Origin of the sequence: Mesorhizobium sp. LHD-90 (assembly GCF_030929505.1) — a bacterium.
GTDB lineage: Bacteria > Pseudomonadota > Alphaproteobacteria > Rhizobiales > Rhizobiaceae > Kumtagia.
In genome coordinates this window covers 261,682-275,421 of sequence record NZ_JAVFVV010000006.1, presented here as the reverse complement: position 1 = coordinate 275,421, position 13,740 = coordinate 261,682, and the positions used below count along the sequence as shown (strand labels likewise).

Below are 13,740 nucleotides of genomic sequence, written 5' to 3'. Positions count from 1 at the left end.
TTGCGATTTCTAACACTTAGCTTGCGCTGACGGGCTTCGCCCTGCTCCAGCTAAGATGTTGAAATCGCTATCTCTCCCGCAAGGGGAGAGATATCGCGCTCCGCCATTTCCGCTAGTCTCCAACGTTGGCGATTTGCGGCGAGGTTACGGCAGCGCTCTATCTCCCCCTCGGCGGGGGAGAAAGCGATTTCAACATCTTAGCCGAGCAAGCCCGAAGGGCGCGGTGAGGGTAAGTGTTAGAAATCGCAAGAGAGGGGGTCGCTGACGTGCGAATCTCGGCACACCCTGAGCAAAAGAACGACCGAGGAGCAGCACCTTGCCTGAAGACATCGAAAAGCCTTTTGCGGACTGGATCGGCCGCGCGTCCGAGAGCGAGGACGTTCTTACGGAGCGGCTCGCAGCCAGTTTTCGCGCCATTTTCGGACAACATCTCGCGCCTGTAGCAGAAGGCGCCGCGCCGCTCGGCATCCACTGGTGCCTTTCCCCCGCGATCGCCACCATGGCGGAGCTAGGGCCCGACGGCCACCCCGCAAAGAACCGCGACCTGCCGCCGGTGCCGCAGCCACGCCGCATGTGGGCAGGCGGCTCGATCGAAACGCTTGGCGCGTTGCGGATCGGCGACCGGATCCGCCGCCGCTCGACCATCGCCGACGTGACGCACAAGACCGGAAGATCCGGGGAACTGTGGTTCGTCGCTGTCGAGCACGTCTATTCGAGCGAACGCGGCGCGGCGATCCGCGAAAGGCACGACATCGTCTATCGCGAAGCGGCAAAACCGGCTCCGGGGCGGCCGGCGACGGCTGGCGTGCAGCCGGCGGCCAGGCCGCACAGCCGGTCGCTTTCGGCGCCGACCTCGCCCGTCCTGCTGTTCCGCTATTCGGCCATCACCTTCAACGGGCACCGCATCCACTACGACCTGCCCTACGCGACCGAGGTGGAAGGTTATGCCGGCTTGGTGGTCCATGGGCCGATCCAGGCGACGCTGCTGTTCAACTTGGCCGCGACGGCGATCGGCGCGCCGCCACGCAAATTCGACTATCGCGGCCTGTCGCCGGCGATCGCGGGGCCGGACATTTTCGTCCGGCAGGGCGCGGGCGCCGAGGCGGGCACGTATTGGACGCAGGGCCAAAGCGGTGCGATCCATATGGAAGCGACCGCTAAACCGTAGTTCCTGGTTGCGAACCAAAAAAAGGCCGGGCTCGAAAACGGCCCGGCCAAATTGAAGGTCAAAAAACCTCCAGAGGGGAACACCACCCGGCGACAATGGGAGGAGAACCGCCGGGTGATGCTGTCTATATGGGGATGATTCGGCTTCGAAGCCAATAATCCTGTTCCCAAAAACTGTCGATCCAGGAAAAATTCTTCCGAGGCCGGCAAGATTTCCACGGAATCGCGCAAGGCGCGTCCGTGCGACCGGCATTCGTGCGGCTCCCCCTCGCCCGATTTGGTCGCCTGCCGGGCCGGGTCAGCCACCCTTGTGGGCGCTGACGGCGCGGAAACGCAGCGTCGCGGAGATCGGCACGTCTTTAAGACGCGGGCTGTGCGGCACGCCGCTGATGACGATTTTCACCGAGGCCGCTTCCACGTCCTCCGGCAGCGGTACCGTGCGCGGCACGACGGCGACGCCCGAGACCGCCTCCGGCGGCAGGTCAAGATTGACCTGCGAGCGCGCCAGTGTGGGCTCCCCCGCCGCCAGCGTCACGGTCCCTTCGGCCGTCGTATAGGACGAATAGAGCGCAACGCCCCGCAGGCCCGACGATCCCGGGTCCAGTTCGATCGCCCCCAATGTTTCAAAACGGTCGCCTTGGGCAAGGTCGAGAGGGTCGATGTCCGCCGAAACGACGAGCGAGACCGGCGTCGGATCGAGGGGATCGCCGCCGGCATTCGGCGCCAGCGGCGCACCGGACACGACCACCTGCTGCCACTCGTCGCCGTCGATCGTCACCTTGCTGAAGACGGCCGACATCCCCTGCCCGGCTTCGGCCGACCAGCCGTCCGCAAGGTCGCCGGAACAGCCCGCGCCAAGCATGCCGCCGCTTCCCGAAAACATGGGATTGGCGACAAGCGATCCGCCGGGATTGGCCACCGAATAGAGGTCGTCATTGGACATGACGAGCCGCGCGCGCGGCTCGAGCAGAGTGTCGAAAACCGGCGTCAGCGCTTGCGCTACCAGCCTGGCGCCGACCGGCCCCCAATGCAGCCCGTCGCGCAGGATGCCGTCGCGGGCGCGGCCTTGCGCACTGTCGTGGTCGAGCATCAGCGGCCAGGGATCGGCGACGTGGACGCTCTTTACCGAGGCTTGCGCCAGGAACCACGCACGGACCTGCAGGGCGTCGGCAAGTTCGGCGCCCGACAGGGTGCGGCGGACGCCGTCCGGCGTGCCGTCGCCGCGCGGGGTGCCGGCGATCCAGATCAGCCTGTGGCCGTAGGAGAGGATTTTTGCCTGATAGTCCGCGAGCGCCGCGATGGTGCGCGCGGCGGACCAGCCCGCCGTGCGGTCGTTGGTGTCGACGATCGACACGACATAACCCGGCGGCTGGCCCCGCAGGTCGACCGCGCCGTCGCGGACCTTCTCGCTACTCGATCCGCTCAAGGCGAAATTATAGCTGGGCTGGAAGTCGAATCGCGCGCCGGTCATGAGCTGCAGCCACCACAGCCAGCCCTGGGTCGTCGTCCGGCCGTCGTTGGAAGCCAGGTCGGCGCGGCTGTCTCCGTCGAGATAGACGCGCGGCAACGCCAACTCGGCAGGAATGTCGCCCATGGCGACGCTGGACGGGCGATTCCATTCGGTGCGTTCGGACAGGTCGGCGTTGGCTGGTTCGCTGAACGCGAACAGGCCCAATCCGGAAAACAGGATGCGGGCAAGGAGGCCGGTGTCCGCGCCGAATTTCACGATCCAGTCCTTCACGCCGTTCGGTCCCGCGACGCGGACTGGCATCTGATCCCGACGAAATCGTGGCTATGCCGTCCGCTGCTCGGTGAGCATCAGATGCTGGACCAGGATGATTGTCTTGGCATCGACGATGCGACCGTCGAGACAGGCGCGATAAGCCTCTTCCAGCGGCATTTCGACCACCTCGATGTCCTCGCCCTCGCCGGCATGGCCGCCACCGTCGGACACCTTGTCGGCAACGGAATAGTGAGCGGTGAAGAAGGCAAGCCTCTCGGTGACGCTGCCGGGGCTCATGAACGGCATCATCACCAGCCTCAGGTCGCTCAGCCGGTAGCCAAGCTCCTCTTCCGCCTCGCGGCGGGCGCAGGTCTCCGGGTCGTCTGCGTCGAGCAAGCCGGCGCAGGCCTCGAGCAGCGGCTCTGCATGACCCTCGACATAGGCCGGAAAGCGGAACTGCCGGACCAGCAGCACCGTGCTGCGTCCGGGATCGAAGGGAAGCACCGTCGCGCCATGGCCGCGGTCGTAGGTCTCTCGGACATGCTTTTCCCATGCGCCCTTCGAATTGCGATAGTCGAAGGTGGTTTTCTTCAACACACCCCAGTTGTCGGACAATAGCTCGACGCTATCGATGCGAATGCGGTCCTGCACGGAGATCTCCTGGGCCTTTCAGACGCGGCATAACGCAGGAATGCCTTTCGGCTCAATGGCTGTCCATGTCCAAAGATGGTGGAGCGAAAACCGGGAGCGTGTCGCACCCGATCGGGCGCGACACGCTCTGACGTCATCCGGAAATGTTGGAACCATCCGCAGCGGGTGCCGTTGGCGGAGCAAGAATCCCTGCCCCGGAAGGAGACAGTCATGAAAACGCTTCTATCAGGCCTCTGTACGAGCAGCCTTGCGGTCGCGCTCGCCGCCACCGGCATGGCGCCGGTCTTCGCGGCGCCGATCGCCCCGAACGCGCCGGCGGCGGTGCCCGGCCCGGGCATCATCAAGGTCCAGGACAACGATGACGACGTCCTCAAAAGGCGCCGCGACAAGATCAACAAGGAGTTCCGCCGCAAGAAGGCGCAAGAGGAACGGCAGGACGCGCGCCGCGACCGCAGCGATGACCGCAGGGAGGTCCGCCGCGAGCGCAACCGCGAGGATCGCCGTGAAGCGCGCCGCGACCGCCAGGAAGACTGGCGCGAGGCGAGGCGTGAGCGCCGCGAGGAATGGCTCGAGGCAAGGGAAGAGCGCCGTGAGGAATGGCGGGAGGATCGCCGGGACCGCCGCGAAGCCCGCAGGGACAGGGACGAACGCTACGGCTACTACCGGGGCTATCGCGGGTATCGGGACTATCGGCCGGGCTATCGCCGCTACGACGACGGTTTCTGGTATCCGGCTGCCGCCTTCGTGGCCGGCGCCCTGATCACCGGTGCCATCGCCAATTCGCAGCCGCGTGAAGTGATCGTGGAGGGCGGCTCGCATGAGGAGTGGTGCGCGAACCGCTACCGGTCTTATCGCGCCTACGACAACACCTTCCAGCCCTACAACGGACCGCGCCGGGCGTGCATCTCGCCTTATGGTTGACGATTGAAGCGCGAAATTGCCGCGATTGCCGCGCCGGTCCGCCGGCGCGGTTTCGGCGCGACTGCCTGGCACAACGCGGAGTCGAAGCTGGCGGATTAGCGGCCACCGGCTTGCACTACGATGTTAAACTTCTGTAATACGGGAACGAAATCATCTTTCCGCCCGTTTGCCGCTGCATAGGGACGCAATCCACCGCGAGGAACATGATATGAGGAAATTCCTATCTGGCCTTTGCGCCACGGCGCTGGCCTTTTCGGTTACCCTGGTCGGCCTCGCGCCGGTCCAGGCAGCGCCGGTTTACGTCCCGCAAACCGCCGTGAAGGCCCAGGGCGACGTCATCCAGGTCCAGAACAGCGAGCGCCGCAAGTGGCGCCGTGAGGCACGTCGTGACCGGCGCGAATGGCGTCGAGACAACCGTCGGGACCGGCGGGAATGGCGCCGGGACCGCCGTGAAGCGAGACGCGACTGGCGACGCGACGGGAGGCGCGGCTATTATCGTGGCCATCGGGGCTACGACTACTATCGTCCTGGATACCGTCGCTACGACGACGGCTTCTGGTATCCGGCAGCGGCCTTCGCGGCCGGCGCGATCCTCGGCGGCGCGATCGCCAGCGAGCCACGCGTCGTTGTGCGTGAAGGCGGATCGCACACGCAGTGGTGCTACAACCGCTATCGCTCGTACCGAGCCTACGACAACACGTTCCAGCCCTATAACGGCCCGCGCCAGCAGTGCGTCTCGCCCTACGATTATTGATGGTGCCGGGAAGCATCTGAACAGCGAACCCGCGCCGGCCTCCGGCGCGGGTTTTTCTTTGCATCCTGCGAGTTTTACGTGGTGCTCAGCGTACGGCGCACGGCGTCGCGCCACCCGGCAAGCTTACGGCTGCGAGTAGGCTCGTCCATTTCGGGCTCGAAGCGGCGGTCGAGCGCCCAGGATTTCGCGAAGGCCGCCGCATCCGGCCACACCCCTGCCCGCGATCCCGCCAGCCACGCCGCGCCGAGCGCCGTGGTTTCCAGCACCGTCGGCCGGTCGACCGGCGCGTCCAGAATGTCGGCCAGGCGCTGCATGGTCCAGTCGGACGCCACCATGCCGCCGTCGACGCGAAGCACGGTCTTGCCGTTGCCGGTTCTCCAGTCCTTCTTCATCGCGTCGAGCAGGTCGCGGGTCTGGTAGGCGACCGATTCCAGCGCTGCGCGCGCGAACTCGGCCGGGCCGGAATTGCGGGTCAGGCCGAAGATGGCGCCGCGTGCCTCGGCATCCCAATGCGGCGCGCCCAGCCCGACGAAGGCCGGCACCAGATAGACCTCCTGCGCCGGATCGGCCCTTGCGGCGAGTTCGCCGCTGTCGGCGGCCTTGGCGATCATCTTCGCGCCGTCGCGCAGCCACTGCACGGCGGCGCCCGCGATGAAGATCGACCCTTCCAGCGCATAGGTCGTCCGCCCGTCCAGCCGGTAGGCGATGGTGGAGAGCAGCCGGTTCTTCGACCGCACGAGGTCGCGGCCGGTGTTGAGCACGGCGAAGCAGCCGGTGCCGTAGGTCGACTTCATCATGCCGGGCTCGAAGCAGGCCTGGCCGATGGTGGCTGCATGCTGATCGCCGGCGACGCCGAGGATTCTTATCGCCGCCCCGAACAGCTTTTCGTCAATTGTTCCAAAATCGTCGGCGCAGTCCTTCACCTCGGGCAGCAGCGCGGCCGGGATGTCGAGGATCTTCAGCAGTTCCGCGTCCCAGGCATTGGTCTCGATGTTGTAGACCAGGGTGCGCGAGGCATTGGTGGCGTCGGTGGCGTGCGCCTTGCCCTTTGTCAGCCGCCAGATCAGGAACGTGTCGATGGTGCCGGCAAGCAGTTCGCCATTCTCGGCCCGCCGGCGTGCGCCCTCGACATTGTCGAGCAGCCAGGCGATCTTGGTTCCGGAAAAATACGGGTCGAGCAGCAGCCCGGTCCTGGCCGTGAAGCTCGGCTCAAATCCCTCTTCCTTCAGCCTGTGGCAGAGCGGCGCGGTGCGGCGGTCCTGCCAGACGATGGCGTTGTGAATCGGCTTTCCCGTCGCCTTGTCCCAGATCACCACCGTCTCGCGCTGGTTGGTGATGCCGATGCCGGCAAGCTGGCGCGCTTCGATTTTCGCGTGATGCAGCGCGCCCCTGATCGAGGACAGCACTGTTTCCCAGATCTCGTCGGGATCGTGCTCGACCCAGCCGGACGCCGGATAGTGCTGCGAAAATTCCTTCTGGCTGCTTCCCACCGGCTTCATGGCGCCGTCGAAGACGATGGAGCGGGTGGAGGTGGTGCCCTGGTCGATGGCGAGGATGAAGTTGGACATCAAATACCTGTCGAGAATATCCGGGACGACGAGAGCCCGCCAGACGTCAAAATCATTGTGAATAAGGAGGCAGAACCGCTATCTGAGACCGGCACGCCGTTCCAGTTCATCAAGGCGCGCGTTGATCTCATCAATATCGAGCTTCGCCTGATGCCCGGACTGAAGGGCATTGAGAATGTCGTTGTACTGGCCGACGATCTCGATGCGCATTTTCCGGATATCGTCCGCATTCTTGTCGACTACCGCATCCAACTCATCCAGACGCGCCAGGATTGCCTCGAAGCGGCGGTCAATTGTGACCAACTTTACGTCTACTTCCGCGCGCAACTCTGCAACGTCGCTCCGCAACTGTATCTGGTTGCGGGAGAATTTGACCATTTCGCGAGTCAACTCGTCGACACGAGTCGCCAATGTCTCGAGATGCGCAACTGTCCGCCGCTGCCCGTTGGGCAGCGCCTCGACCAGCGCGTTGTACATACCCTCAGGTGTCCGCTTTTCAGCCGGCATGTCGGCACCTCCGCCGACGACATTATGGGTGCAAACCGTTCCGGCGGCAAGGAAGCCGGGGGGCCGAAGCCCCCCGTTCCCATCACGAGATTACTTCTGCCAGCTCTTCACCAGTTCGTCATAGTTGACGGTGATCGGCTTTTCCTTCTCGTTCTCGACCTTGAGCTGCGGCGCGAGGTTACCCTTCGCCACGGCGTCCTTGTTCCAGTATTCGAGGTCGTGCTCTTCGGCCAGCTTCGGCCCCATATCGCCCATGACGCCGGCGCGCTCCAGACGCTCCAGCACCTTCTCCTGCTCGGCGCAGAGCGAGTCCATCGCCTCCTGCGCGGTCTTGGCGCCCGACGAGGCGTCGCCGATCGCCTGCCACCAAAGCTGCGCCAGCTTCGGATAGTCAGGAATGTTCGTGCCGGTCGGCGACCACTGCACGCGGGCCGGCGAGCGGTAGAACTCGATCAGGCCGCCGAGCTTGGGCGCACGCTCGGTGAACGATTTGTGCTGGATGGAGCTTTCGCGGATGAGCGTCAGGCCGACATGGCTCTTCTTGACGTCAACGGTCTTGGAGGTGACGAACTGCGCGTAGAGCCAGGCGGCCTTGGCGCGATCGTCCGGCGTCGACTTCAGGATCGTCCAGGAACCCACGTCCTGGTAGCCGAGCTTCATGCCGTCCTTCCAGTAGACGCCGTGCGGCGACGGAGCGAAACGCCACTTCGGCGTGCCGTCCTCGTTCACCACCGGCAGACCCGGCTTCACGAAGTCGGCGGTGAAGGCGGTGTAGGTGAACATCTGCTGGGCGACTTCGCCCTGCGAGGGCACCGGGCCGGACTCGGAGAAGGTCATGCCCTGAGCGGCGGCAGGCGCGTAGGCCTTCAGCCATTCCAGGTACTTTTCGATCGAGTACACAGCGGCCGGGCCATTGGTGTCGCCGCCGCGGGCGACGCACGAGCCGACCGGACGGGAGTTCTCGTCGACCTTGATGCCCCACTCGTCGACCGGCTTGCCGTTCGGGATGCCCTTGTCACCGTTGCCGGCCATCGACAGCCAGGCGTCGGTGAAGCGCCAGCCCAGCGACGGGTCCTTCTTGCCGTAGTCCATATGGCCGTAGACCTTCTTGCCGTCGATCTCTCGGCCGGTGAAGAACTGGGCGATGTCCTCATAGGCCGACCAATTGACCGGCACGCCGAGGTCGTAGCCGTACTTCGCCTTGAAGTCGGCCTTGTTCTTCTCGTCGTTGAACCAGTCGTAGCGGAACCAATAAAGGTTCGCGAACTGCTGGTCGGGCAACTGATAGAGCTTGCCGTCCGGGGCGGTGGTGAACGACGTGCCGATGAAGTCGGCCAGATCGAGGCCGGGATTGGTGACGTCCTTGCCCTCGTTGGCCATCCAGTCGGTCAGGCTCCGCGCCTGCTGGTAGCGCCAATGCGTGCCGATCAGATCGGAGTCGTTGACATAGGCGTCATAGACGTTCTCGCCCGACTGCATCTGCGTCTGCAGCTTCTCGATCACGTCGCCTTCGCCGATAAGATCGTGGGTGATCTTGATCCCGGTGATGTCCGAAAACGCCTTGGCCAGCGTCTTGGACTCGTATTCATGCGTGGTGATCGTCTCCGAAACGACCTTGATATCCATGCCGGCGAAGGGTTTCGCCGCGTCGATGAACCACTGCATCTCAGCTTCCTGGGCGGCGCGATCGAGCGTCGACAGGTCGCCGATCTCGGCGTCCAGGAACGCCTTGGCCTCGTCCATGCCGGCAAAGGCCTGGCCGGAGCCCAGAATGAGTGCAATGACGCTGGTTGATGCTAAAATATGCCGTCGCATGAGATTTCCTCCCTTAAGGTTTCAAGTGCGATCGAGGCGGTCGCCGGCACGCGGCCGCCTCAACAGTTTCTCCCTCTACACGGTGCGGAATACGCCGACGGCGTAGACCACGGAGAGAGCGAGAGCCCACCACAGGTTGGGTCCGATCAGACCCAGCCAAGCGAGATGGATAAAGGCGCTGCCAAGCAGCGAAATGAAAAGGCGGTCGCCGCGCGTCGTCTCGAAGCGCAGGATGCCGACACGCGGATTGCCGCCCGGCGAGGCGTATTCCCACACCGCCATCAGGCAGAGCAGCAAAAGGATGGTCAGGAAGAACATGGCGCTGGGGAACGACCAGGCCATCCAGCCGCCGCGCACCAGCGGCGCGAACCAGTCGACCGCGCCGTCCTTCCTCGGCAGCATGGCGACCAGCAGCGCGATGGCGGCCAGATAGGCGGCAAGCACCGCGCCCAGCGGCAGAACCCAACGGCGGGATGCGGTCATGGGCGGATCTCCTGGGTCGCGGCAGCCTCTACCCTCCCCCTTGTGGGGAGGGTGGCCCGGAGGGCCGGGTGGGGGTCAAAGGCATAAACACCCCCACCCCGCCTCAAAAGCTTCGCTACGCTCGGCTTTCTCGTCGACCCTCCCCACAAGGGGGAGGGTAACCGCGCTGCGACCACCATCACACCCTCCCCAGGGCAAAGCCCTTGGCGATGTAGTTGCGCACGAACCAGATCACCAGCGCGCCGGGGATGATGGTGAGCACGCCGGCCGCCGCCAGCACGCCCCAGTCGAGGCCGGAAGCCGAGACGGTGCGGGTCATGATCGCGGCGATCGGTTTTGCGTCCGTCGTCGTCAGCGTGCGGGCGATCAAGAGTTCCACCCAGGAGAACATGAAGCAGAAGAAGGCGGCGACGCCGATGCCCGACGCGATCAGCGGCATGAAAATCTTCACGAAGAATTTCGGGAACGAATAGCCGTCGATATAGGCGGTCTCGTCGATCTCCTTCGGCACGCCGGACATGAAGCCTTCCAGGATCCACACCGCCAGCGGCACATTGAACAGGCAGTGCGCCAGCGCGACGGCGATGTGGGTGTCGATCAGCCCGAAGGCCGAATAGAGCTGGAAGAAGGGCAGCGCGAACACCGCCGGTGGCGCCATGCGGTTGGTGAGCAGCCAGAAGAACAGGTGCTTGTCGCCCAGGAACCGGTAGCGCGAGAAGGCATAGGCGGCGGGCAGCGCCACGGTGACCGAAATCACCGTGTTCATGACCACATAGATGATCGAGTTGATGTAGCCCTTGTACCAGGACGGGTCGGTGAAGATCACCATGTAGTTGGCGATCGTCGGATTCTGCGGCCACAGCGAGAACGAGCCAAGAATCTCCTGGTTGGTTTTGAAGCTCATATTCATGAGCCAGTAGATCGGCAGCATCAGAAAGATGATGTAAAGCGTCGGCACCAGCCACCAGAACCGGCTTTCGTCGCCGCGCCGGCGCATGGCGCGGGCAACCGCGTCCTGCCCGGCCGCCACCGCGCCGGCGGGCGCGGCGCCGAGATCGCCGGCGCGGGCGGTTGCTGCCGTGGTCTTCACGTCGGCCATCTCAACGCTCCGCGTCGTAGTTGGTCATGACGGTGTAGAACACCCATGACAGGAGCAGGATGATCAGGAAGTAGATTATCGACATCGCCGCCGCCGGGCCGAGGTCGAACTGCCCGACCGCCATCTTGACCAGGTCTATCGACAGGAAGGTCGTGGAATTGCCCGGCCCGCCGCCGGTCACCACGAAGGGCTCGGTATAGATCATGAAACTGTCCATGAAGCGCAGAAGCACGGCGATCAGCAGCACGCGGTTCATCTTCGGCAACTGGATGTAGCGGAAGATCGACCAGCGCGATGCCCCGTCGATCTTGGCGGCCTGGTAGTAGGCGTCGGGGATCGACACCAGGCCGGCATAGCAGAGCAGCACCACCAGGCTGGTCCAGTGCCAGACGTCCATCACGATTACCGTTACCCAGGCGTCGAACGGGTCGTTGACGTAGTTGTAGTCGATGCCGACCGCCGACAGCGTATAGCCGAGCAGGCCGATGTCGACGCGGCCGAACACCTGCCAGATCGTGCCGACGACGTTCCAAGGGATCAGCAGCGGCAGCGCCATCAGCACCAGACAGACAGGCACGCCCCAGCCGCTCTTCGGCATGTTCAGCGCGATGAAGATGCCGAGCGGGATTTCGATGGCGAGAATGATGAAGGAGAAGATCAGGTTGCGGCCCATCGCCTCCCAGAAGCGATCGGAATGCAGCATCTCCTGGAACCATTCGGTTCCAGCCCAGAAGAACTCGTTGTTGCCGAACGTATCCTGCACCGAGTAATTGACCACGGTCATCAGCGGGATGACCGCCGAAAACGCGACCAGCAGCAGCACCGGCAGGACCATGAACCAGGCCCGGTTGTTCCAGGTCTTGTTCATCACCGCCCCCCCATCTCGACGCGCCAGGAGTCGGCGTAAAGGTTGATTCCGGCCGGATCGAAGGCCATGCGCGGCTCGGCCGGCACCTCCTCGTCCTCACCCAGGATGGCGGCAATCTCGCGTCCTTCCAGCGTGGCGCGCACCACCTTATGACGGCCGATGTCCTCGACCTTGGTGATCGCCACCGGCATGCCGGAGCGGCCGAGCCGCACATATTCGGGGCGGATGCCGAGTTCGATCGTTCCGCTCGCGCCTGCCGCCGCGCCGGGCAATTCGACCGTGTGGCCGCCGAGCCGGGCGCTGTTGCCGTCGACCTCGACTGGCAGGACGTTCATGCCCGGAGAGCCGATGAAATAGCCGACGAAGGTGTGCTTCGGCCGCTCGAACAGTTCGGCCGGCGTGCCGATCTGCACGATCTCGCCGTCATACATGACCACCACCTTCTCGGCGAAGGTCAGCGCCTCGGTCTGGTCGTGGGTCACGTAGACCATGGTGTAGCCGAAGCGCTTGTGCAGCAGCTTCAATTGCGAGCGCAGCACCCATTTCATGTGCGGGTCGATGACGGTCAGCGGCTCATCGAACAGGATGGCGTTGACGTCGGAACGAACCAGCCCGCGGCCGAGCGAGATCTTCTGCTTCTGGTCGGCGGTCAGCCCCCTCGCCCGGCGTTTCGCCCAGTCCGCGAGGTCGATCATGTCGAGCGTCTCGCGCACCTTGCGGTCGACCTCGGCCTCGGGCACGCCGCGATTGCGCAGCGGGAAGGCGAGATTGTCGTAGACCGTCATGGTGTCGTAGATGACCGGGAACTGGAACACCTGGGCGATGTTGCGCTCCTGCGTCGATGCGTGGCTCACGTCGCGGCCGTCGAACAGCAGCCTTCCATGCGAGGCGTGCAGCAGGCCGGAGATGATGTTGAGCAGCGTGGTCTTGCCGCAGCCGGACGGGCCGAGGAGCGCATAGGCGCCGCCGTCCTCGAAGGTGTGGTCGACTTCCTTCAGCGCATAATCCTTGGGCGAGGTCGGGTTCGCCGTGTAGGCGTGGCGGATATGGTCGAGATCGATGCGTGCCATCCCGTCCTCCTCAAGCCGCCAGTTTGCGCGAGGCGGCCGAGCGGCCGGCCGCGTCGAACACCAGGATGTGGCGAGGGTCGATGAACACCTCGACCGTCTCGTCCGCCTCGAACACCTTTATGCCCGGCGTCAGCATCACCCATTTCGCGTCGGCGAATTGCAGGTGGACAAAACTCTCAGACCCGGTGATTTCGGTCACCGTCACCTTGGCCGGCACGGAGACGGCGTTCGCCGTCGGCCGCGCGAGCGACAGGTGGTGCGGCTGGAAGCCGATCGTGTAGGCGCCGTCGGCGATGGCGGAAAGTTCTGTAGGCACCGGCAGGCCGACGCCACCGTCGAGCAGGAAGCGCGCGCCGTCCTTGCGCATGACGAGGGTGTTCAGCGGCGGATCGGAGAAGGTTCTGGCGGTAATCAGATCAACAGGTTGGCGGAAGACGTCGATGGTCGGCCCGAACTGCGTCACCCGACCTTCCGACAGCGTCGCCGTGTTGCCGCCGAGCAGCAGCGCCTCATGCGGCTCCGTCGTGGCGTAGACGAAGATGGTGCCGGCCTCGGCGAACAGTTTCGGCAGCTCGGCGCGCAGTTCCTCGCGCAGCTTGTAGTCGAGATTGGCGAGCGGTTCGTCGAGCAGCACGAGGCTGGCGTTCTTGACGATGGCTCGCGCCAGCGCGGTGCGCTGCTGCTGGCCGCCGGATAGATTCAAAGGCGTCCGCTGCAGGTAGGGCGTCAGCTTCATCAGTTCCGCCGCGCGCTTCACCTCGCGGTCGATCCTAGCCTGGTCGGTGCCGGCGACGCGCAGCGGCGAGGCGATGTTTTCGTAGACGGTCATCGCCGGATAGTTGATGAACTGCTGGTAAACCATTGCGACGTTTCGCTTTTGCACCGCGACGCCAGTGACATCCTTGCCGTCGAACCAGACCGAGCCGGAAGTCGGCGCGTCCAGCCCGGCCATCAGCCGCATCAGGCTGGTCTTGCCGGACAGGGTCGGCCCGAGCAGCACGTTTAGCGAGCCGTGGCGAAGCGTCAGCGAAACGTCGCGAATGTGATCCGCGCCCGCCACCGTCTTCGTCACGTTTTTCAGTTCGAGCATTCCGCCTCCTCCCGAGCCCGGCAG

The 13,740-nt window shown here is 64.6% G+C and carries 12 protein-coding genes and 1 pseudogene; 3 read left to right on the top strand and 10 right to left on the bottom strand.

Annotated features, from left to right (window positions below; genetic code table 11):
* Positions 1 to 316: 316 nt before the first annotated feature.
* Positions 317 to 1,168 (top strand): MaoC family dehydratase N-terminal domain-containing protein, encoded by an 852-nt coding sequence (locus RB623_RS10725; protein WP_308056783.1) that lies wholly within the window; start codon positions 317 to 319, stop codon positions 1,166 to 1,168.
* A gap of 297 nt (positions 1,169 to 1,465) precedes the next feature.
* Here RB623_RS10725 and RB623_RS10720 read toward each other — a convergent pair whose 3' ends face one another.
* Both RB623_RS10720 and RB623_RS10715 read right to left on the bottom strand, forming a co-directional pair.
* Positions 1,466 to 2,938, bottom strand: a complete 1,473-nt coding sequence (locus RB623_RS10720) for an SGNH/GDSL hydrolase family protein (protein WP_308056782.1) — start codon at positions 2,936 to 2,938, stop codon at positions 1,466 to 1,468.
* Between the two features lie 21 nt (positions 2,939 to 2,959).
* A complete protein-coding gene (locus tag RB623_RS10715) occupies positions 2,960 to 3,541 on the bottom strand; it encodes an NUDIX domain-containing protein (protein ID WP_308056781.1) in 582 nt (193 codons plus the stop codon).
* A 648-nt stretch (positions 3,542 to 4,189) separates the two neighbouring features.
* Here RB623_RS10715 and RB623_RS10710 point away from each other — a divergent pair.
* Together RB623_RS10710 and RB623_RS10705 are read left to right on the top strand one after the other, a co-directional pair.
* Positions 4,190 to 4,462, top strand: a pseudogene (locus RB623_RS10710) (BA14K family protein); the annotation flags it as partial.
* Between the two features lie 208 nt (positions 4,463 to 4,670).
* Positions 4,671 to 5,216: a BA14K family protein gene (locus RB623_RS10705; RefSeq protein ID WP_308056780.1), complete on the top strand. Its 546-nt coding sequence runs from the start codon at positions 4,671 to 4,673 to the stop codon at positions 5,214 to 5,216.
* A 74-nt stretch (positions 5,217 to 5,290) separates the two neighbouring features.
* Here the strand turns inward: RB623_RS10705 and glpK are convergent, their stop codons facing one another.
* The 8 genes from glpK to RB623_RS10665 all read right to left on the bottom strand — a co-directional run bounded on the left by glpK (position 5,291) and on the right by RB623_RS10665 (position 13,716).
* On the bottom strand, positions 5,291 to 6,784 hold the full coding sequence (glpK, locus tag RB623_RS10700) for a glycerol kinase GlpK (protein ID WP_308056779.1): 1,494 nt from the start codon (positions 6,782 to 6,784) through the stop codon (positions 5,291 to 5,293).
* 78 nt (positions 6,785 to 6,862) lie between these two features.
* Positions 6,863 to 7,291, bottom strand: a complete 429-nt coding sequence (locus RB623_RS10695) for a hypothetical protein (protein WP_308056778.1) — start codon at positions 7,289 to 7,291, stop codon at positions 6,863 to 6,865.
* A 90-nt stretch (positions 7,292 to 7,381) separates the two neighbouring features.
* Positions 7,382 to 9,106 carry an ABC transporter substrate-binding protein gene (locus RB623_RS10690; protein WP_308056777.1) on the bottom strand — a complete coding sequence of 575 codons (1,725 nt, stop codon included), beginning with the start codon at positions 9,104 to 9,106 and terminating at the stop codon, positions 7,382 to 7,384.
* A gap of 75 nt (positions 9,107 to 9,181) precedes the next feature.
* Positions 9,182 to 9,589 carry a DUF2160 domain-containing protein gene (locus RB623_RS10685; RefSeq protein ID WP_308056776.1) on the bottom strand — a complete coding sequence of 136 codons (408 nt, stop codon included), beginning with the start codon at positions 9,587 to 9,589 and terminating at the stop codon, positions 9,182 to 9,184.
* 178 nt (positions 9,590 to 9,767) lie between these two features.
* Entirely contained in the window at positions 9,768 to 10,586 is an 819-nt protein-coding gene (locus RB623_RS10680; RefSeq protein WP_308056867.1) for a carbohydrate ABC transporter permease, read from the bottom strand.
* A 103-nt stretch (positions 10,587 to 10,689) separates the two neighbouring features.
* Positions 10,690 to 11,556, bottom strand: coding sequence for a sugar ABC transporter permease (locus RB623_RS10675; protein WP_308056775.1), 867 nt, complete (start codon positions 11,554 to 11,556; stop codon positions 10,690 to 10,692).
* The gene (locus RB623_RS10670; protein ID WP_308056774.1) at positions 11,556 to 12,626 is read right to left on the bottom strand and encodes an ABC transporter ATP-binding protein; all 1,071 of its coding nucleotides are present in this window, start codon (positions 12,624 to 12,626) and stop codon (positions 11,556 to 11,558) included. The genes RB623_RS10675 and RB623_RS10670 overlap by 1 nt, the downstream gene beginning before the upstream one ends.
* A gap of 10 nt (positions 12,627 to 12,636) precedes the next feature.
* A complete protein-coding gene (locus RB623_RS10665; protein ID WP_308056773.1) occupies positions 12,637 to 13,716 on the bottom strand; it encodes an ABC transporter ATP-binding protein in 1,080 nt (359 codons plus the stop codon).
* Positions 13,717 to 13,740 lie beyond the last annotated feature (24 nt).

Coding starts and splice junctions, on each gene's coding strand:
- RB623_RS10720 (WP_308056782.1), bottom strand. CDS start 2,938: ATGCCAGTCCGCGTCGCGGGACCGAACGGCGTGAAGGACTGGATCGTG.
- RB623_RS10705 (WP_308056780.1), top strand. CDS start 4,671: ATGAGGAAATTCCTATCTGGCCTTTGCGCCACGGCGCTGGCCTTTTCG.
- glpK (WP_308056779.1), bottom strand. CDS start 6,784: ATGTCCAACTTCATCCTCGCCATCGACCAGGGCACCACCTCCACCCGC.
- RB623_RS10695 (WP_308056778.1), bottom strand. CDS start 7,291: ATGCCGGCTGAAAAGCGGACACCTGAGGGTATGTACAACGCGCTGGTC.
- RB623_RS10690 (WP_308056777.1), bottom strand. CDS start 9,106: ATGCGACGGCATATTTTAGCATCAACCAGCGTCATTGCACTCATTCTG.
- RB623_RS10685 (WP_308056776.1), bottom strand. CDS start 9,589: ATGACCGCATCCCGCCGTTGGGTTCTGCCGCTGGGCGCGGTGCTTGCC.
- RB623_RS10680 (WP_308056867.1), bottom strand. CDS start 10,586: ATGCGCCGGCGCGGCGACGAAAGCCGGTTCTGGTGGCTGGTGCCGACG.
- RB623_RS10675 (WP_308056775.1), bottom strand. CDS start 11,556: ATGAACAAGACCTGGAACAACCGGGCCTGGTTCATGGTCCTGCCGGTG.
- RB623_RS10670 (WP_308056774.1), bottom strand. CDS start 12,626: ATGGCACGCATCGATCTCGACCATATCCGCCACGCCTACACGGCGAAC.
- RB623_RS10665 (WP_308056773.1), bottom strand. CDS start 13,716: ATGCTCGAACTGAAAAACGTGACGAAGACGGTGGCGGGCGCGGATCAC.